The sequence below is a fragment of the Rhodococcus sp. 14-2496-1d genome, from assembly GCF_002259365.1.
Taxonomy (GTDB): Bacteria; Actinomycetota; Actinomycetes; order Mycobacteriales; family Mycobacteriaceae; genus Rhodococcoides.
In genome coordinates this window covers 118,659-138,845 of the sequence record NZ_NPFV01000016.1, presented here as the reverse complement: position 1 = coordinate 138,845, position 20,187 = coordinate 118,659, and the positions used below count along the sequence as shown (strand labels likewise).

The window sequence follows — 20,187 nt, the reverse complement described above, 5'->3', positions numbered from 1 at the left end:
CTGTCCATAACTTCGAGTTCGACAGTCCACCCGCTCAGAATCCGATGGGCAGTCCCGCATAGTTCTCCGCCAGTCCCGTTGCTCCTGCCTCGCTGGAGGCCACCCAACGCAACTGGGAGAGCTGCAACTGCGCGTCGAACGGGTCGTCGCCGGTGTGCAGCATCGTCGTCATCCACCACGAGAAGTGCGTGCAGCGCCAGACGCGTCGGAGTGCGTCGTCACTGTAGGCATCGGCGGCACGGGAGTCGTTCTTGCCCAGCAACGATGTCAGCGCCGGGGCCAACAGGGCCACGTCGGCGACCGCGAGGTTGAGGCCCTTCGCTCCGGTCGGCGGCACGATGTGCGCGGCGTCGCCGGCCAGAAAGAGTCTGCCGTGTCGCATCGGCGTCTGCACGTAGCTGCGCATCGGCAGCACGCTCTTCTCGGTGATCGGTCCCGGTGTCAGCTCCCAGCCGTCCTGACCATGACCGAGCCTGCGTGCCAACGCATCCCAGATCCGCTCGTCGGACCAGGTGGCGATGTCGGTGCCGTTCGGAACCTGTAGATACAGCCGGCTGACCGTCGACGATCGCATCGAGTGCATCGCGAATCCATCCTGATGCCAGGCGTAGATCAGCTCGTCCGTCGACGGTGCCACGTCGGCGAGCACCCCGAGCCAGGAGTAGGGGTACGTTCGCTCCCAAGTGTTACGCACCGAATCCGGCATCGCCGCGCGGCTCGGACCGAAGGAACCGTCGCACCCGGCGATGACGTCGGCGTCGATCCGCATCGATGTTCCCGACGCGTCGGTGAACGTGACGTACGGGGCGTCGGACTCCACGTCGTGCAACGCGGCGTCGGAGACGTCGTAGTAGATCTGCTGACCGGCTTTCTCTCGGGCCGCAACGAGATCCTTCGTCACCTCGGTCTGCCCGTACACCCACACGCTCCGGTCCACCAGATCGCGAAAGTCGATGTGGTGTCGCTCTTCCGGCCACTGCAGATAGATTCCGCGGTGCTCGTGGCCTTCGCGATGCAACCGCTCGCCCAAGCCGTGGTCGTCGAGCAGCCGAACCGTCGAATGTTCGAGGATGCCTGCGCGGATTCGCGAGAGCACGTACTGCTGCGTGCGCGACTCGATCAGAACGGAGTCGATTCCCTGCTCCCCGAGCAGGTGGGACAGCAGCAGACCCGCGGGCCCTGCACCGATGATGGCGACCTGTGTACGCATGCATCGAGTACACCGCGCATGCGACCTCCGGACAAGAGGTAGTTTCCACTCAGTGAAAGCCCGCGTTCACCCCCGTAGGGTTCGCTCGATTCCTCGGGCCGCAACCTGCAGAGCTGCAACCAGTCTGGCGCGATCTCGACCGATGCTCGGAACCACGATTCCCAGTGCCGCCACCACCGTCTCGCTCTCGCCGCGGACGGGTACGGCCACCGAACACGCTCCCAGTGTCATCTCCTCGACCGTCTGCGCATACCCCTCGCGATGCACTCGGCGTAGTTCACTGTCCAACTTTCCCGGGTGAGTCACCGTGTACGGGGTGATGCGGGCCAAGTTCCCGAGCACTCGGTCGTGCACCTCGCGCGGAGCGTAGGCCAGCAACACCTTTCCGACTCCGGTCGCGTACAACGGCAGACGGGCTCCGACCCGGCTGATCGCGGGCACCGACGCGTGTCCGGCCAACCTGTCGAGGTAGAGCACCTCGTCGTCGTCACGAATGGCCAGATGCACCGTGGCGAGCGTGGCTCCGTAGAGATCGTGCAGGAACGGCGACGCGATCTCGCGCAGGTCGGATTGATCCGCGGCCAACATACCCAGCTTCCACAGCCGACGTCCGACCACGAACTTGCCGTCGTCGCCGCGAACGAGTGCTCCCCAGTCGAGAAGCTCGTGCACCAAGCGGTGAGCCGTGGCGATGGGAAGACCTGCGCCGTCTGCCAATTCGGTCAATGTCAATGCAGGCTTCTGCTCGTCGAACACGCCGAGCAACGCCAGCAGTCGAGACGCCACCGAGACCCCCGGATCCCGCGCATTGCCCGCCACCTGCACGACGATAGCCTCCCCGGTCATCGCCGAGCTCGAAGTTATGGACGAATTTCAGCCGAAAGTCATCCACAACTTCGAGTTCGGCGGCAATCAGACCGCGGCAGCCGCGAAGCCGATTCTGTTGAAGCGCTTTTCGCGGGCGATCATCCGCATCGACGGATCCTGGGCGATCAGGTCGGCGAGCTCCCGGTGCAGCACCGCACCCACCCGGTCGCAGAACTGCTGCGATTCGTCCGCCGCGTCGGGCAGCTCGGGAATGATGATGTCGACGACACCGGCTCGGAAGAGATCGAGCGAGCGTACTCCCTGCTTGGTAGCCATCTCGGCCGCATGAGCAGTGTCCCGATGCACGATGGCCGACGCACCCTCGGGCGGCAGCGGCGAGAGCCACGCGTGTTGAGCAGCAAGAACGCGATCAGCGGGCACCAGTGCCAGAGCGCCACCGCCCGTCCCCTGCCCCAACAGCAACGACAGCGTCGGTGTTTCGAGGTCGACCATGTCCGCGATGCACCGCGCGATCTCGCCGGCCAGGCCACCTTCCTCGGCCTCCTTCGACAACGCCGCGCCCGCGGTGTCGATGACGGTGACGAGCGGAAGCTTGAGATCCTGAGCCAGACGCATACCGCGTCGGGCCTCGCGAAGCGCTGCGGGACCGAGCGGGGTTCTGGTCGTCTGCCCACGTCGATCCTGCCCGAGCAGTACGCACGGCATGTCGCCGAACCGAACGAGAGCCAGAATCAGACCCGGATCCGACTCCCCCTGCCCGGTTCCGTTGAGCGGCAGCACATCTGCCGCCGTACTGAACAGCAACTCGCGCACGCCGGGACGATCGTTCCTACGGGAGGCCAGGATCGACGTCCATGCGGGCACGTCCTCGATCGTCCATTCGAGCGCCTCGACGGTGCGGGGCCGGCACGACGGGATGTCGGTCATGATACGCAGCGCCCGATCGACGATTTCGCCGAGCTGCTCGGGCGGGCGGATGGCGTCGATGAGCCCGTGGGCCTGGAGGTTCTCCGACGTCTGTACGCCCGTGGGGAATTTCGCGTCGTAGAGGGCCTCGTAGACGCGAGGCCCGAGGAAGCCGACGAGGGCACCGGGCTCGGCGACGGTGACGTGTCCGAGCGATCCCCAGGACGCGAAAACTCCACCGGTGGTGGGGTGCCGCAGGTAGACGATGTACGGCAGGTTCGCCGCCTTGTGCGCAGTGATCGCGGCGGTGATCTTGACCATCTGCAGGAACGCGACGGTGCCCTCCTGCATGCGGGTTCCGCCGGAGGTCGGCAACGCGAGCAGCGGCAGCCGCTCGTCCGTCGACCGGTGCACGGCAGTGACGAGCCGTTCACCCGCCGCAACCCCGATCGAGCCGGCCAGAAATGCGAACTCCCCGAGCAGGATTGCGACCTTGCGGCCCCGAATGGTTGCCGACCCGGTGAGGACGGATTCGTCGAGACCGGTCTTCTCACGGGCCGCCGCGAGTTCGCTCGCGTACTGGTCGTCGATGACGTAGTCCGCGGTCGGGGTGTCCCAGGAGTCGAAGCTGCCGGGATCGATCACCAGATCGAGCAGTTCGAGGGCGGTCATTCTGGTCATCGGATCGCTTCTTTCAGCCAGTCGCGGACGAGCTCGTCGTCGGCACCGAGTACCGGCGGAGCCAGATGGTTGGTTTCGGTGACCTCGGTGCCGTCGGATTCGAAGAAGCGCAGCGGCGGGCCCGGAAGAGTGACCGTGCCCAACGTCGCGTGCTCGACGTCGACCAGCAGGCCTTGAGACTTGGTCTGCTCCCACTCGTACACCTCCTGCACGTTGCGCACTTTGCCTGCGGGAACTCCGATCTCGTCGAGAAGGGCCAGCAGCGGTTCGGTGTCGTAGGTGCGGAAGATCTTGGAGACGAGTTCGATGACGTCGTCGCGACTGTCGACGCGTTGTGGGTTGGTGGCCATGCCTTCGAGATCGGGGTCGATACCGAAGCCCTCGCAGAACCGATGCCACAGGCCCTCGCTGCCCACAGAGATCTGCACTGCGCCATCCGAGGTCGGAAACAATCCGTACGGGCAGATCGATGGGTGATGGTTGCCCTGCGCCGTGCCGATCTCGCCGGCAACGGTCCACTTGGTGCCCTGGAAGGCGTGTACTCCGACGACGCTGGCGAGCAAGGAGGTACGGACGACCTTGCCGCGTCCGGTGCGGTCGCGTTCACGTAGTGCGGCGAGAACGCCGAAGGCTCCGTACATTCCGGCCAGCAGGTCGGCGATGGGAACGCCGACGCGTTGGACGTCTTCGGGACCGGAGCCGGTGAACGACATCAGCCCGGCCTCACCCTGGGCGATCTGGTCGTAGCCGGAGCGGCCACCCTCGGGGCCGTCGTGACCGAATCCGCTGATCGACAGCACGACCGTGCGTGGGTTGATCTCGGCGATGCGTTCGGGCGAGAAGCCGAGGCGGTCGAGCACTCCGGTGCGAAAGTTCTCGAGCAGCACGTCGGCTCGTTCGATCATGTGCTCCAACGCTTCTCGGCCGTCGTCGGTCTTGAGATCGAGTGCGATGGATCGCTTGTTGCGGTTGGCCGAGAGGAAGTACGTCGACTCACGTTCGGCGTCGCGCGGAGTGACGAAGGGGGGACCCCAGACTCGGGTGTCGTCGCCGCCCTTGGGGGTCTCGACCTTGATGATGTCTGCGCCGAGGTCGCCGAGCATCATGGCCGCGTGCGGGCCGGCCAGGGCACGGGTCAGATCGACCACCACGGTGCCTTCGAGCGGTCCGGTTCTGCCTGTCGTGTTGAGGGGCATCGAATTGATCCTTACGTCGAAGCGAGGTGGGAGCCGGACCCGAAGTCCGATTGGATGACTGGGCTAGTGGCCTAGCCAATTCCATTGGACCAGCGAACCCAAGAGAAGTCAAGTAATGATTTGCGGGCGTTTGCCCAGCTCAGACGCGTGATGGCGGCACGTCGAACACACGTGCCGCCATCATCGAGAACCGCATCCGAGCTACTGTCGAGCTACATCCAGCCGGGTACCACCAGCAATCCCCAGGCGACCAGTGGACCGATGACCACAACCAGAGCGCTGTACTTGAGGATCTGCTTGTAGAACACATCTCGGTCGATGTCCTGGGCGTTGGCGAGCACCAGGGCTCCGTTGGTGGAGAACGGGCTGACGTCGACGATGGTCGAGGCGATGGACAGGGCCACGATGACTCCGATAGCGCCTACTTCGCCCGCGAGCAGGAACGGGACGGCCAGCGGGATGGTGACGCCGAGGATCGCGGTGGACGACGCGAAGGCCGAGACGATGGCACCGATGTAGCAGAGCAGCAGCGCCACCAGGAGCGGGATACCGATGCTCGCGACCGAATCGCCGACGTATTCGACGGTTCCGGCTTCCTGCAGGACCCCGACGAACGTGAGCACGCCGCCGATGAGCAGAACCGTCGACCAACTGATCTGGTTGATCGCACCCTTCTGCGCCTTGGGCGATGCGAGAGCGAGAACCACGGCCACCGTCATCGCGATGAAGCCGACGTCGAGATCGAGTACGAGTGCGAACAGCGCCAGCGAGGCCAGGCCGACGAGCGTGAGAATCTGATCGAAGGTGATGGCCTTGACCGCGGTGGCCAAGGGCGGTGCATTCTCGACCGTGACCGTCTGACCGGACGGACGAGGCGTCGAGGAGCCGAAGCCGCGCATGACCGTCCGAGAACCCGAGCCGCCGACGCCGCCCGAGTCGCCGTCGGGACGACTGCCGTCCTCGTCGTGCACGCTGCGTCCGATGAGGGAGCGGCCACCGAGGAACATGAACAGCAGCGCACCGATCGCGGCGTTGAAGAACAGGCTGCCGAGGAAGAGTGTGAGCGGACTGTTGACGAGTCCTGCGTTGGCGGCGATGTTGTTGACCGTGACGCCGTAGATGCTGATGGGCGAGAATCCGCCCGCCTGCGCGCCGTGGATGACCATCATGCCCATGAGCAGAGCGTTGATCTTGTAGCGCGCGGCAAAGCCGAGCGCGATCGGGGCCACGATGGCCACCGCGGCAGGCCCGAGCGCCCCGATGGAGGTCAGGACGCCGGTGATACCGAACATCACCCAGGGGATGAGCGCCACCCTGCCGCCGACGAGTCGAACGGCTCCGCGGACCAGCAGGTCGACCGTGCCGTTGTTCTGCGCGATGGCGAACAGGTAGGTGATGCCGACGAGCGTGAGGAAGAGACTGCTCGGGAAGCCAGCAATGATGTCGTCGGCCCCCATGCCCACGGCAAGTGTTCCGACGAAGAACGCCGCCACGAACCCCAACGCACCCATGTTCACGGGGAACACGGTTGCGGCGAGGAACATGACGACGAGCGCAAGGATGGGTATCAACTCGGTCGACATCGAAGGTCTCCGGTCCGTCTGTGGTGTCACCCGAGCGGTTGCCCAGGATCTCCAGTGGCTAATTGGACTGGCCACTGAGTCAATAGGGACTCAACCAGTGAAGTGGATCACTTGTCAACCCCGAATGTGTCTGCCGTTACCACGTGGGCGGCGGCTAGGGTGGAGGTCCAGAGGAACAGAGAGCGAGTGACACAGTGGCTGAGCAAATTCGCCCCGTGACCCGACCACGGTTGTACGAGGTCATCGTCGAGCAGCTGTGCAAGCACATCGCCGATCGCGATATGAACCCTGGCGATCGACTTCCGCCCGAGCGTGAACTCGCCGGCCACCTGGGAGTCAGCAGAGCGTCGCTGAGTCAGGCCCTCGTTGCACTCGAGGTGCAGGGCATCCTCGCCGTGCGCCACGGCGATGGGGCGGTACTCGTCCGACGGCCCGTGGGCGACATGGCAATTCGCGCCCTGCGCGAGCACGCCGATCGACTGCCCGAGGTGATCGAGGCCCGCGAGGCACTCGAGGTCAAGCTCGCCGAACTGGCCGCAACGCGGCGCAGCGACGACGAGATGGCAGCCATCGACCACGCGGTGTCCGTGATGGCCACCGAGATCACCGACGGCGATCGCGGAGACTCCGGCGACGAGCTCTTCCATCACGCCATCACCGAGGCCGCGCACTCACCGCTGCTCGCCCGCCTGATGGGCGAGATCGCCGAGCTGATTCGCGAGACCCGCATCGAGTCACTGTCGCAGTCCGACCGCCCACAGGCCTCGCTCGAGCATCACCGACGCATCGCCGAGGCCGTCCGCAATCAGGATCCGGCCGAGGCGGGCCGGGCCATGGCCGACCACATCCGACTCGTCTCGGACGTCGCGCTACTGCGCTCTGTCGACGGCTAGAGAACTCCCCGCCGAGCTCGAAGTCATGGATGAATTCTGACCCGAATCCGTCCATAACTTCGAGTTCGGCAGCTCGGGCAGCACCCGTGGTTGACATCCACGACATCGTCGCGCCATCATTATTGGCACAGCGCCAATAAACCACAGTCGCGCTTCGAGCCAAGGACCCCCCATGACTGCACTCGCAGACCGCGCCATCGACGACCTCGCCACCGAGCTCGCCGACGTGCGCCAGCTCGCCCGAGGATTCTTCGAGAAAGAGGTCGCACCGCACCGGGAGGAATTCGCGGCGGCCGGACGCCCCAGCCGCGAGGTCTACCGCACCGCAGGCAGCCTCGGGCTGCTCGGCATGTCGGTACCCGAGCAATACGGCGGAGGCGGCGGCGACTTCCGCCACGAGGCAGTGCTATTCGAAGAACAGGTCCGCGCCGGCGACTCGGCCATGCAGCTCGGCGTGCACAGCGGCATCGTTCCGCACTACATCCTGGCCTACGCGTCCGAGGAGAAGAAGCAGCGGTGGCTGCCGAAACTGTGCTCGGGCGAATGGATCGGAGCCATCGCCATGACCGAACCGGGCACCGGATCGGACCTGCAAGGCATTACAACCCGCGCCGTGCGTGACGGCGACGACTACGTGGTGACCGGCGGAAAGACGTTCATCTCCAACGGAGCTCACTGTGATCTGCTCATCATCGCCGCCAAGACCGATCCCTCCGCGGGAGCCCGGGGACTGTCATTGCTCGTCGCCGAGGTCTCCGATGACACCGAAGGTTTTCACCGCGGACGCGTGCTGCACAAGATCGGCCAGAAGGGCCAGGACACAGCCGAACTCACCTTCGACGGTCTTCGCATTCCCGCCTCGAATCTGCTCAGGGGCGGGAGTGGAGCCGGCAGGAACGACCAGGAAAGTCATGAGGGTCGCGGTTTTGCGCAGTTGATGCAGCAGCTCCCCCAGGAACGCCTGATCTGCGGCATCGCCGCCGCTGCGATGATCGACGCCGCCGTCGCGCAGACCGTCGAGTACACCAAGTCGCGCAGCGCGTTCGGCAAGACATTGTTCGATCTGCAGAACACCAAGTTCGAGCTCGCCGAATGCGCCACCATCGGCCGCGTCGTGCGTACCTTCGTCGACGACGCCATGGCACAGCATATTTCGGGCACACTCGACGTCACCACGGCCGCAATGGTCAAGTACTGGACCACCGACCGACAGTTCGAGGTGGTCGACCGGTGCCTGCAGCTCTTCGGTGGGTACGGCTACATGGAGGAATACCCCATCGCCCGCATGTTCGTCGACGGACGCATCGCCCGCATCTACGCCGGTGCCAACGAAGTCATGAAAGAGCTCATTTCCCGTTCCCTGTAGAACTCGGTAATTCTGTTGCCCCAGAAAGGCACCCCATGGAGGCATTCCTCTACGACGCAGTGCGCAGTCCACGTGGCCGCGGCAAGAGCTCCGGCTCACTGCACACCGTCAAGCCGGTCGATCTGGCCGCGAACACGTTGTCCACGTTGCTCTCTCGACACTCCCAGCTCGATCCGGCCCTGATCGACGACGTCGTGCTCGGTGTCGTCATCCCGGTCGGCGATCAAGGCTGCGACATCGCCCGAACCGTCGCGATGGCGGCCGGCCTACCGGACAGCGTGGCCGGCGTTCAGCTCAACCGCTTCTGCGGATCGGGGCTCGAGGCCGTCAACACTGCGGCGCAACGTGTTCGGTCCGGATGGGATCGGCTCATCGTCGCCGGTGGCGTCGAATCGATGTCTCGTGTGCCGCTCGGGGCGGACGGCGGCGCGTGGCCGTGCGACCCGCTGACCAACTACGGCAGCTACTTCGTCCCACAGGGAGTCAGCGCAGATCTCATCGCGACGATCGAGGGGTTCGATCGGGACGAGGTCGACGCCTACGCGGTACGTAGCCAGCAACGAGCGGCGCATGCCTGGTCGATGGGTCACTTCGAGAAGTCGGTCATCCCCGTCTTCGACACGAACGGCCGGCTGATGCTCGATCACGACGAGATCATGCGACCCGAGACCACCACTGCCGACCTCACCGCCCTGACACCATCGTTCGCACAGATGGGTTCGCTCGCCGGGTTCGACGCCGTCGCGATGCAGAAGTACACCGAGGTCGAGCGCATCGATCACGTACACCACGCAGGCAACTCCTCGGGCATCGTCGACGGCACCGCGATGGTTCTCATCGGCTCCGAAGAGGCCGGTCGCGCAGGCGGATTGACCCCACGCGGACGCGTCGTGGCCGGGGTCGTCGCCGGATCGGACCCGACGCTGATGCTCACCGGCCCGGTTCCGGCCACCCACAAGGTGTTGGCCGCGGCGGGACTCGGTCTCGACGACATCGCGGTGTTCGAGGTCAACGAGGCATTCGCTTCGGTGGTGCTCAACTACGCGAAGAAGCTGGACATCGACCACGAGCGCATCAACGTCAACGGCGGCGCGATCGCGATGGGCCACCCACCGGGCGCAACGGGAGCGATGCTCACCGGAATGGCTCTCGACGAGCTCGAGCGCCGGGGCGAGCGCTATGCGCTGATCACGCTCTGCATCGGTGCCGGAATGGGCGTCGCCACCATCATCGAGCGCCTGTGACCACCCCCGCGCTCGAACAACGACCCGAGGACACGATGAATACCTCTGCTGCACTGACGACGTCGACGATCACCGGCGAGATAGGGACCGACCGCGTACTCGTGCTGACGATCGACGACCCGACGCAGTCCACCAACACGATGAACACCGCGTTCGGCGAATCGCTCGGACAGACCGTCGACTGGCTCGAAGCCAACGTCGATGACTACGACGGCATCATCGTCACCTCGGGAAAGGATTCGTTCTTCTCCGGTGGCGACCTCGAACTGCTGCGCGACGCAGGACCCAACGACCACAAGGCCATCGCCGACGCCCTCGACTTCACCAAGGACAAGTTCCGTCGGCTCGAGAAGCTGGGCAAGCCCGTCGTCGCTGCACTCGGCGGCACCGCGCTCGGTGGCGGCTTCGAGATCGCGCTGGCCTGCCATCACCGAATTGCAGTGAACAGAAGCAACTCCCGCTTCGGCCTTCCCGAGGTAACCCTCGGTCTGCTCCCTGGCACGGGCGGCGTCACCCGAACGGTGCGGATGTTCGGAATCGTCGGCGCATTGACCCAGGTGGTGGGCCAGGGACAACGCTACCGGCCGGCCAAGGCACTCGAGATCGGACTGATCGACGAGGTCGTCGACACCCACGAGGAGATGATGGCGAACGCACGTGCCTGGATCGTCGCCAATCCCGTTGCAGTGCAGCCCTGGGACAGGAAGGGGTTCGAGATTCCCGGCGGCACCGCGGCCTCACCCGCGTTGGCTGCGCAGCTGCCTGCCTTCGCGGCCACGGTGCGCAAGCAGGTCAAGGGTGCACCCATGCCCGCCCCCATCGCGGTGGTTGCTGCCGCGGTGGAAGGGTCGGTGCTCGACTTCGAGTCGGCGTCGATCGTGGAAACCCGACACTGCACCGCACTCGCCTGCGGTCCGGTCTCGGGCAATCTGATCCAATCGATGTTCTTCGATCTCGGATCCATCAACAAGGGCGGCTCTCGTCCGAGCGGCGAACCGCACCGGGTACCCGAGAAGGTGCTGGTGATCGGTGCCGGGATGATGGGTGCCGCCATCGCCTACGTCGTCGCGTCGGCCACGGTCCCCGTCGTACTGCGTGATGTCTCGATCGAATCCGCCGAGCGTGGAAAGGATTACGCGCGTTCGATTCTCGGCAAGGCCGTCGCGACGGGGCGCACGACCCAGGCCGACGCCGATGCGGTGCTCGCGCGGATCACACCCAGTTCCGACGCGGCCGATGCCGAGGGATGCGATCTGGTCGTCGAGGCCGTGTTCGAGGATCCCGCCGTCAAGCAGGGCGCGTTCGAGGCCGTCGAGAAGTATCTGACCGCCGACGCACTGCTGTGCTCGAACACCTCGACCCTGCCCATCACCGAGCTGTCGACGGGAGTCTCGCGCACCTCGGACTTCGTCGGCACGCACTTCTTCTCTCCGGTGGACAAGATGCCGTTGGTGGAAATCGTTGTGGGAGAACACACCAGTGATTCCACTCTGGCCCGCGCATTCGACTTCGTCCGTCTGATCGGCAAGACGCCGATCGTCGTCGCAGACAGTCACGGCTTCTTCACCACTCGCGTCATCGGCCGGTTCATGGACGAGGCGATCTCGCTGGTCGCGGAGGGCGTTCACCCCGCCACCGTCGAGCAGGCCGCTCTCCAGGCGGGCTACCCGTCCGGTGCGTTGGCTCTCATGGACGAGATCTCGTTGACCCTGTCCAGGCACATCCGCGAGGGCATGGCGCAGGCCGCCCGCGCCGAGGGTCGACCGTGGATCGTGTCGAATTCGTATGCTCTGGTCGATCGGCTGGTCGACGAGTTCGATCGGCCCGGCCGCAAGGGCGGTCGCGGCTTCTACGAGTACGCCGAGGACGGCACCAAGGCGGGGCTGTGGCCGGGCCTGGTGGAGCACTACCACCGCCCCGATCATGGAATTCCGTTCGAGGACATGATGGATCGGATGTTGATCGCACAGTCCCTGGACTCGGTCGCATGCCTGGACGAGGGAGTCCTACGCACGGTCGCCGATGCGAACATCGGCTCCATCCTCGGCATCGGCTATCCCGCCTGGACCGGCGGGGTGCTGCAGTTCGTCGATCAGTTCGACGGCGGGCCGCAGGGGTTCGTACATCGAGCCGACGAGCTGCGGGCACGGTATGGCGATCGGTTCGTCGTACCGAGGTCACTGCGCTCGCGCACCGAGCGGTACCTCTGACGCCTCACGGAGTCGGCTCGGTGCGATCATGAGAACCATGCCGGCTGCAAGTACACCCAAGTGGAATCGACTCGAACCGGACGAGCGTCGGACACAGATCCTGGCCAGCGCCGTTCGGTTGTTCGGCGACAAGCCGTACGCCGAGGTGTCGATGTCGGACGTCGCCGCCTCGGCCGGCGTCGCCCGCGGGCTCATTCACCACTACATCGGCAGCAAACGCGATCTGTACCTCGAGAGTGTTCGCTTCCTGGTCACGGTGCCGCCGATCGAGGACGTACATCTGCCCACGGGCTCACTCGAGGAGCGGGCCCGTGGCAGTGTGCACTGGCTGGTGGGGGTGATCGAGACACACGGCACGGCGTGGGTGTCGATGGCGAGCGGTTCGGGTGTGGACGAACAGGTGGCGCAGATTCTCGACGAGGCCGACGATCTGGCTGCCGAACGCGTGCTCGACGCAACGGCATTCGAGGGCAGAGGCGGTGACCGTCGCATCGCGACGTCTGCGGTGCGCGCGTTCGGCGGCATGGTCAAGGCAGCGGGCCGCGAGTGGTTGGTGCGCGGCACACTGACGCGCGAGCAGGTCGAGACTCTGCTGACGGATGTGCTCGTCACCGTTCTCGCAACCGCACGTTCCTTCGACGACGCTCGGGAACGTTAGCAAGACAACCGTTTTCGCGGAATCGCCAGCCGGGTCGCCCTACACCTCCACTATTGACACAGTGCCAACAAGGTGGAACTGTGACGGTATTCACCCGGGCGCCCTCGCCCCCTCTCGCACAAGGGACTCGACATGTATCTCACCCAAGGCCTGCATCGCTCCGCCGCAACGACTCCGAACCGCGCAGCGACGGTGTTCGGCGATCGCGTTCGTACCTTCGCCGAACAGATCGACAGAGTGGCACGACTGGCGGCAGGCCTGCACTCCATCGGCGTCGAGTCCGGCGATCGAGTTGCGATGCTGGCGTTCAACAGCGACCGTTACTCGGAGTACCTGCTCGCGGTGCCGTGGGCCGACGCCGTGCTCAACCCCGTGAACATCCGATGGTCGCCCGTGGAGGTCGCGTACGCACTCAACGATTCCGACACCAAGGTCCTGCTGGTCGACGACACCTTCGGTGCGATGGTCCCGGCACTGCGCCCGGCATGTGCCGGCCTGCAGACCATCGTCTACTGCGGAGACGGCGCCACCCCCGAGGGCATGGTCTCGTACGAGGACCTGGTCTCGTCCCACGATCCCGTCCCCGACGCCCGCCGTAGCGGCGACGCACTCGCAGGACTCTTCTACACCGGCGGCACCACCGGCTTCCCCAAGGGCGTCATGCTCTCGCACGCGAACCTCGTCACCTCCGGCCTGGGAACGGTGGCGACCGGACAGCTGCTCGACGACGCATCGATCCTGCTCCATGCCGCTCCGATGTTCCACCTCGCCGATCTGGCCGCGTGGGTGGGGCAGGTCATGCTCGGCGGTACCCACGTCATGGTTCCGTTCTTCGAGCCGACCGCCGTCCTCGGCGCGATCGCCGAGCATTCGATTACCGATGTGTTGTTGGTGCCGACGATGATTCAGCTTCTGGTCGACCACCCCGCATTGAGCGAGTTCGACACCTCCTCGCTCAGTCGTGTGCTGTACGGAGGATCCTCGATCTCCGCAGGCGTCCTCGAGCGCACCCTGGCACGCCTCCCGCAGGCCCGTCTCACTCAGGCCTACGGCATGACCGAGCTCGCACCGGTCGCATCGCTGCTCTGGCCGGAACACCATGTGGGAGAACGCATCGGCTCGGCCGGTCGCGCGGCCCCGCACTCGGAGATCCAGATTCTCGGCCCCGACGACGAGCAGTTGGCCACCGGATCCGTCGGCGAGATCTGTGTTCGCGGTGGACACGTGATGCTGGGCTACTGGAACAAGCCGGACGAGACCGCCGCGGCCGTTCGCGACGGTTGGATGCACACCGGCGATGTGGGCTACCTCGACGCCGACGGATTCCTGTTCGTCGTCGATCGACTCAAGGACATGATCATCACCGGCGGCGAGAACGTCTACAGCGCAGAGGTCGAGAGCGCACTGAGCCGCCATCCCGCCGTCCTGGCCTGCGCCGTGATCGGTGTGCCCGACGGCGAATGGGGCGAGCGCGTCCACGCCTGTGTCGTGTTGGCCGATGGCACCTCGCCGACGGTCGAAGAACTTCGCGATCACACCCGCAGCTACGTTGCCGGATACAAGACCCCGCGCACCATCGAGTTCGTCACCGCGCTGCCCATGAGCGGCGCGGGAAAGATCCTCAAGCGCGAACTGCGGGACGCCCACGTGGCGAAGGACGCGCTCGGAGCGTCCCTGTGACCAGCCAGGTCCAGGCGCGAACCACGTTCGATTCCTTCTCCCCCATCGACGACGGTCCGGTCGCCTCGTTCCCCGTCGATGGGGCGGAGTCCGTCGCGCGGACGGTCGGACTCGCGCGAAAGACACAGCGCACATGGGCCTCGCTGCCGCCACGTTCTCGCGCCCGACACCTGCGGGCATGGCGACACGAAATCTGGAGTCATCGAACCGAATTCGTCGATCTCATTCACCGCGAGAACGGCAAACCCGCCGACGATGCACTGCTCGAGATCGTACTGACCCTCGAGCACATCGCGTGGGCGGAGAAGCAGGCACCGAAGCTCATGCGGTCGCGCCGAGTCGGCCCCGGGTTGCTGCTCGCGAACTACTCCGCTCACGTGGAGACGGTGGCACTCGGTGTCGTGGGCGTCATCGGTCCGTGGAACTACCCCCTGTATGCACCCAACAGTGCGATCGGTTCGGCGCTGGCAGCAGGTAACTGCGTGGTGTTCAAGCCGAGCGAATACACCCCCGCGGTTGCGGCACGATACGTCCGCGCGTTCCACGAAGCCAATCCGTCTCTGCCACTGGGCATTCTGTCGCTGGTGACCGGATACGGCGAGACCGGTGCCGCGCTGTGCCGATCGGGTGTGGACAAGATGGCGTTCACGGGCTCGACGAGAACCGGCTCGAAGATCATGGCCACGTGCGCCGAGACGTTGACACCGGTGGTCGTGGAATGCGGCGGCAAGGATCCGGTGATCATCGCTGCGGACGCGGACATCGCGGCAGCAGCCGAGGCGGTGGCCTGGGGAGCATTCGGCAACAGCGGGCAGACGTGCGTCGGAGTCGAGCGGGTGTACGTGGAGCGGAGTGTCGCAGCACAATTCACCGGCGCTCTCGTGCAGCATGCGCGCTCCATCCGGCCCGGTGGTGATGCGTCGGCCACCTACGGGCCGATGACGATGCCCGGCCAGATCGACATCGTTCGACGCCATCTCGCCGACGCCGAGGCGGCGGGTGGTCGAGCACTGATCGGCGGACTGTCCTCGATCGGCGAGCGATTCGTCGGGCCCACCGTGTTGGTGGACACCCCCGAGAGCTGCTCGGCCGTTCGCGAGGAGACCTTCGGCCCCACGGTCACCGTCCGTGAGGTCGACAGCATCGACGAGGCGATCGAGCTGAGCAACGATCATCGGTACGCTCTCGGCGCTTCGGTGTTCTCCCGCAGGCAGGGCAAAGAGATTGCGGCGCAGCTGGTGTGCGGTCAGGTCACCGTCAATTCGGTGATCGCGTTCGCCGGAATGGGATCTGTTCCGATGGGTGGTGTCGGTGCCAGCGGCTTCGGGCGGGTACACGGCGACGAGGGGTTCGCCGAGTTCTGCCGCACTCACAGCCGCGTCACGAAGCTGTTCGACATCCCCGGATTCGAGCTGGTGACGCTCCACCGCAAGCGCTGGGTCATGCCGCTGATCGACCGCCTGCTCGCACTCCGTCACCGTCGGTGATCGGTCAGTCCTCTGCGCGCCGCGCGGTGGTGCCGTACGACCGTCGCACCACCTCGTCGAGGGTCGCCGCCAACTGCGCGTCGGTCATGGCGCGTGGGGTCGCCGCTGCGGCAGCGGACAGATACACCCCGCACAGCCATTCGAGCAGTTCGATGTTCGACAGTGCGGCCGCGAGATCGTGACCGGTGGCCACCGATCCGTGATGGGCCATGATCACCGCCGACCTCGACCGCATCGCGGTCACCACCAGGTCGGCGAGCTCCGCCGTACCGAACGGCGCGAACGGCACCACCGGAACCCTGCCGCCGAGGGACAGCTGCGCGTAGTGAACGGGCGGCAGTTCGTCCGCGACGAGCGACAGTGCAACGGCCGCCGAGGAATGCGCATGCACGACGGCACGAACCTCGGACGACGCGTAGATGCCGAGGTGCAGACCCAGTTCCGAGGTCGGTTCACCTGGTCCTGCGCGGACGATTCCGTCCGTACCGACGAGCGTGACGTCCCCGATCGTCGCGTCCGCCAACACCAGCCCGGTCGCCGTCACCGCCACCACATCACCCGCGCGTGCGCTGACGTTGCCTGCGGTGCCGAGAACCAAGCCCTTGCGGCCCAGTTGCCGGGCGGTCTCGGCGACGGACTGCCGTAGCTCCTCCACGTCGACCGACATCAGACGGTCCGGCAGGTGCGTGCGAACGTCCGAACGTACTCGAGGTCGTAGGTGCCGAAATCGGTACCGAGTCCCTGCGCAACCTGAGCCGCGGTCGCATTGCCGAGTTCGGCTGCCTCGACGACGTTCATGCTCAGGGACAGGCCGCGAACGAACCCGGCCGAGAACGCATCTCCGCATCCACTGGTGTCCACCACGTCCACGGAGAACGCGGGGACCTCGACGACACTGTCGGTCGTGACGACGAGAGTGGGCGACGCGCCCGCGGTGGCCACCACGCAGGACGCTCCGAGCTCGAGCAGTCGACGACACCCGTCCTCGACAGTGGCGCAGCCGGTCCAGCCGAGGACCTGCTCGTCGTTGGGCAACAGGTAGTCCACATGGGGCAGCGCGGCCGCGAACGCACCGAGCCCTTCCGGAACGGACGGGGCCAGGCTGTCCACGGTGACGACGACACCGTCCTCGTGGGCGCGGCGTGCGATGTCGCGCGCGGTGTCCGGTCCGTAGAACTCGGGCCCCCCGAGATGCAGGAAGTCGACGTTGTGAAACATGTTCCACGGAACATGCTGAGCCAGATAGCCGTTGGCTCCGATCACGTGCAGAGCCGGCCGGGATCCGTCCGGCCTGATCGGCAGTACCGATGCCGAGGTCTGGACCCCGTCCATGCGGTGAACGAGGGAGACGTCCACTCCGTCGTCGATGAGGAGCTGCAGTAGGAACGTGCCTGCCGAATCACCACCGACCACTCCCGCGGTGTGTACCGCGGCACCCAGTCGGGACAGCACCAGTGCCGTTCCCGCGGCCGTACCCGCGGCCGACATCGCGATCTGCTCCGCCAGGACCGCCGCCTGACCGTCGGGAATCTCGGACACCGGCCGCACCAGAGTGTCGAGTATGTGCACCCCCAGGGTGAGGACCTCCGCCGGTGCTCTCATCGGATCGTCGCAGTTCGCTCGGAGAGGATCAGCGCCTCGAGGTTGCACATCGAGACGTCGAATCGTGCGGACATCCCGGCGGTCGCGATGGGCCGCACCACACGCCCCATCCAGCTCGGTGCAACATCGAACCAGAATTCGAAGGTCATCGCGGTGGAGGTACCGCCGGCGAGCGACGTGAAGCGAAAGACGTTCGCCACGTTGACGAGTGGCGCGAAACCCTGACCCGAATCGATTCGCAGTCGGTTCGGTTCCAGCTCCCGGACGGTCCATGTGGCGTGAGTGGTGAAGCGGCCGAGCGTCGCCACCTCCTCCGTGTACACACCACCTGTGCGTGCGGTGCCATGATGAGCGATGACCGACCGGACGTCGGTGACCCACTCTGCGTACCGACCGGTGTCGGCGGTCAATGCCCACACTTCCTCGGGGCTCACCGAGAGGGTGCGATGGGCCGAGACTACGAAGCGTTGTTCCACGAGAGCTCTCCTTCGGTCGAAAGTATTGCTGCTGCTGCGTTTTCACCCGATCGCACAGCCCCGTCCATGTACCCGTTCCAGTAGTCGGAGTGTTCGGCTCCTGCCCACTGCACTCGGCCGAACGCAGTGTCTCGCCACCGGCCGAGTTCGGTCAGCACTCCGGGGGCAAGAACGGCGGTGGGCCCGCCGCGGGTCCAGTGCTCGCGAGTCCAATCGAGCTCGATCCATTCCGTCGGTTCGAGCGCGCGCGGCCCGACGGCGGAAGCGAAGGCGCGCAGCACCTCGCCGCGTCGTTCGGCGTCGGTGCCGTCCGACCAGTTCCGGCCGCCGCGGTGGCGTGCACCCCAGGTGCCGACGAATCCCATCAGCACTCCCTGGCTTCCGTCGGGTGGTGAGTTGTCGAACATCGAGGACACCGGTACGTCGCTGTCGCGAAAGAGCGCCTGGCCGGAGAGCCCGCTCGCGCGCCAGAACGGTTCGGGGTACACGGCCTCGCACTTGGCCAGGCCGCCGAAGTTCATTCGCTGGAACAACGCCTCCTGCGGTGCGGGAAGCGCGGGGCTCCAGTCGATTCGGGTGACCAGAACGGGCGGAATCGCGACGACCGCCGATCGAGCGATCCATGATTCGGTGTCGCTGCACACCACCACGCGATCCGGATACTGCTCCACACGTCGAACCGGGGTGTCGAGCCGGACGGCGTCACCGAGCTGCTTCGCAATTTCGATGCAGATCGCCTGTGAGCCACCGAGGAATCTCCACTGTTGTGCTCCACCGGCGACACTCATCAACCGATCGACGGTGCCGGGGGTGTACTCGTTTCCCGCCCCGGCTACGTACGCCAGGCCGAAGAGCGCCGATGCGTCGGCGGACGTGCCACCGAACACCGAACCGAGCAGGATGTCGAGCAGTTCCACCCCACCGGCGGTGGCCGAGTGCCTCCGGGCCCAGGTGGCGAGAGTCTGGGTGTCCCACTCGCGTGCTCGGGGTGCCGACCACGGTCGGTCGACGGGAATCTGCTTGGCAGCCCGATCGATTCGCGCCACGAGCACACCGACATCGGGTAGTGCCGCCAGATCCGGCGGCACCCCGCCGTCGAAGCGTCGAGCGCTTCCGTTCTTGACGTACATGCTCGATCCGGTGTCGTACGCGGGGAACGTCCCGACGCCCACCGATGCGGCCAGGCGGAGGACATGGTCCTGCGTCGGACCCACGAACTGCCCGCCGGTCTCGACGACCGAGTTCTCACCGAGTGCGTGGTTGACCGTGCGCCCACCCACCCGGTTCCTGGCCTCGAGGACCTGCACGGTCAATCCTGCGGCCGTCAGTTCCCTGGCGGCGGTCAGACCCGCGAGTCCTGCGCCGACGACCACTACGTCCACGTGCGGGGCCTGCGACATCTCGGTCATGGGTGCTCCTTTCCGGGCTGTTCGATGTAGCGGCGACAGTAACCCAATATTGGCCATTCGGCCAGGATTGACTAAAAGCGCCTGATGGAGAGCACAGCGATGGAGGTGGAAGACAGCACTCCGACTAACGTTGCAGCCATGACCGAAGAGCGCCGGAAGACTCGATACGCGCGCGGCCAAGAGCGCCGCGACGCGCTGGTCGACGCGGCCATCGGCGTGATCGGAACACGCGGACTCGAACGCGTCTCGTTTCGGTCCGTGGCCGAAACCGCCGGCTTCCCGCCGTCGACCACCAGCTATTTCTTCGGCTCGGTCGGCCAACTCATCGATGCCGCAATAACTCGTATCGCCGAGAACGTGACGGCGAAGGTCACGGCTCTACTGGACGTCGCGAACGCAGGCGGGCTCACTCGCGACGATCTGGCCGACGCGATCATGGACCTCGTCTCGCTGCTGTCCTCCCCCGAGGACGACGACTCCCTCGTCCAGTTCGAGGCGTACCTCGCCGTGCGCAGACGGCCCGAGCTGGCGGATTCGGTGCACCGAATCATGCGGATGATCGAGGAGGCGGCCGAAGCGGCGTTGGGGGCATTCGGGATCGCCGAACCACACCTACCGGCTCGACATTTCCTGGCCCTGATCGACGGCTACACCCTGCACGAGATCGCAAGGCCGACACCGGGTGGCAATCGGGCGGAACTGAAGGATGCCCTGTTGCGCGTGCTCGACTCGTACGCGCCGCGAGGTTGAGCCCGGAT

The 20,187-nt window shown here is 65.8% G+C and carries 17 protein-coding genes; 8 read left to right on the top strand and 9 right to left on the bottom strand.

The window, feature by feature from the left end:
* Positions 1-34 precede the first annotated feature (34 nt).
* From CH296_RS11660 to CH296_RS11640, 5 genes are all read right to left on the bottom strand, one after another.
* Positions 35-1,210 (bottom strand): 4-hydroxybenzoate 3-monooxygenase, encoded by a 1,176-nt coding sequence (locus tag CH296_RS11660; protein ID WP_094684803.1) that lies wholly within the window; start codon positions 1,208-1,210, stop codon positions 35-37.
* Positions 1,211-1,276: 66 nt separating this feature from the next.
* On the bottom strand, positions 1,277-2,029 hold the full coding sequence (locus CH296_RS11655) for an IclR family transcriptional regulator (RefSeq protein WP_094684859.1): 753 nt from the start codon (positions 2,027-2,029) through the stop codon (positions 1,277-1,279).
* Positions 2,030-2,122: 93 nt separating this feature from the next.
* The gene (locus CH296_RS11650; protein WP_094681657.1) at positions 2,123-3,625 is read right to left on the bottom strand and encodes a carboxyl transferase domain-containing protein; all 1,503 of its coding nucleotides are present in this window, start codon (positions 3,623-3,625) and stop codon (positions 2,123-2,125) included.
* Positions 3,622-4,821 (bottom strand): CaiB/BaiF CoA-transferase family protein, encoded by a 1,200-nt coding sequence (locus tag CH296_RS11645; RefSeq protein ID WP_032395453.1) that lies wholly within the window; start codon positions 4,819-4,821, stop codon positions 3,622-3,624. The genes CH296_RS11650 and CH296_RS11645 overlap by 4 nt, the downstream gene beginning before the upstream one ends.
* Before the next feature lie 212 nt (positions 4,822-5,033).
* Positions 5,034-6,404 (bottom strand): SLC13 family permease, encoded by a 1,371-nt coding sequence (locus tag CH296_RS11640; RefSeq protein WP_094646516.1) that lies wholly within the window; start codon positions 6,402-6,404, stop codon positions 5,034-5,036.
* Positions 6,405-6,598: 194 nt separating this feature from the next.
* Here CH296_RS11640 and CH296_RS11635 point away from each other — a divergent pair, with 194 nt between their 5' ends.
* From CH296_RS11635 to CH296_RS11605, 7 genes are all read left to right on the top strand, one after another.
* Positions 6,599-7,297, top strand: coding sequence for a FadR/GntR family transcriptional regulator (locus tag CH296_RS11635; RefSeq protein ID WP_045198123.1), 699 nt, complete (start codon positions 6,599-6,601; stop codon positions 7,295-7,297).
* A gap of 172 nt (positions 7,298-7,469) precedes the next feature.
* A complete protein-coding gene (locus CH296_RS11630) occupies positions 7,470-8,663 on the top strand; it encodes an acyl-CoA dehydrogenase family protein (protein ID WP_094684802.1) in 1,194 nt (397 codons plus the stop codon).
* A gap of 35 nt (positions 8,664-8,698) precedes the next feature.
* Positions 8,699-9,907, top strand: coding sequence for an acetyl-CoA C-acetyltransferase (locus CH296_RS11625; RefSeq protein WP_094684801.1), 1,209 nt, complete (start codon positions 8,699-8,701; stop codon positions 9,905-9,907).
* Between the two features lie 35 nt (positions 9,908-9,942).
* Positions 9,943-12,117 carry a 3-hydroxyacyl-CoA dehydrogenase NAD-binding domain-containing protein gene (locus CH296_RS11620; protein ID WP_094684858.1) on the top strand — a complete coding sequence of 725 codons (2,175 nt, stop codon included), beginning with the start codon at positions 9,943-9,945 and terminating at the stop codon, positions 12,115-12,117.
* Positions 12,118-12,145: 28 nt separating this feature from the next.
* Complete coding sequence (locus CH296_RS11615) at positions 12,146-12,775, top strand: TetR/AcrR family transcriptional regulator (protein WP_306436613.1); 630 nt, start codon at positions 12,146-12,148, stop codon at positions 12,773-12,775.
* A 132-nt stretch (positions 12,776-12,907) separates the two neighbouring features.
* Positions 12,908-14,455 (top strand): long-chain fatty acid--CoA ligase, encoded by a 1,548-nt coding sequence (locus tag CH296_RS11610; protein ID WP_094684800.1) that lies wholly within the window; start codon positions 12,908-12,910, stop codon positions 14,453-14,455.
* Positions 14,452-15,942 (top strand): aldehyde dehydrogenase family protein, encoded by a 1,491-nt coding sequence (locus CH296_RS11605; RefSeq protein ID WP_094684799.1) that lies wholly within the window; start codon positions 14,452-14,454, stop codon positions 15,940-15,942. Before CH296_RS11610 ends, CH296_RS11605 begins: the two co-directional genes overlap by 4 nt.
* A gap of 4 nt (positions 15,943-15,946) precedes the next feature.
* Here the strand turns inward: CH296_RS11605 and CH296_RS11600 are convergent, their stop codons facing one another.
* Genes CH296_RS11600 through CH296_RS11585 form a run of 4 tightly spaced genes read right to left on the bottom strand, consistent with a single transcriptional unit; the run spans position 15,947 to position 19,429 of the window.
* The gene (locus CH296_RS11600) at positions 15,947-16,609 is read right to left on the bottom strand and encodes a class II aldolase/adducin family protein (protein ID WP_094684798.1); all 663 of its coding nucleotides are present in this window, start codon (positions 16,607-16,609) and stop codon (positions 15,947-15,949) included.
* On the bottom strand, positions 16,609-17,544 hold the full coding sequence (locus tag CH296_RS11595; RefSeq protein WP_094659053.1) for a carbohydrate kinase family protein: 936 nt from the start codon (positions 17,542-17,544) through the stop codon (positions 16,609-16,611). Before CH296_RS11595 ends, CH296_RS11600 begins: the two co-directional genes overlap by 1 nt.
* Positions 17,541-18,020, bottom strand: a complete 480-nt coding sequence (locus CH296_RS11590; protein WP_094684797.1) for an SRPBCC family protein — start codon at positions 18,018-18,020, stop codon at positions 17,541-17,543. Before CH296_RS11590 ends, CH296_RS11595 begins: the two co-directional genes overlap by 4 nt.
* A complete protein-coding gene (locus CH296_RS11585) occupies positions 18,002-19,429 on the bottom strand; it encodes an FAD-dependent oxidoreductase (protein ID WP_094684796.1) in 1,428 nt (475 codons plus the stop codon). Before CH296_RS11585 ends, CH296_RS11590 begins: the two co-directional genes overlap by 19 nt.
* Positions 19,430-19,567: 138 nt before the next feature.
* Between CH296_RS11585 and CH296_RS11580 the strand changes: the two genes are divergently transcribed.
* The gene (locus tag CH296_RS11580; protein WP_094684857.1) at positions 19,568-20,179 is read left to right on the top strand and encodes a TetR/AcrR family transcriptional regulator; all 612 of its coding nucleotides are present in this window, start codon (positions 19,568-19,570) and stop codon (positions 20,177-20,179) included.
* Positions 20,180-20,187: the final 8 nt, after the last annotated feature.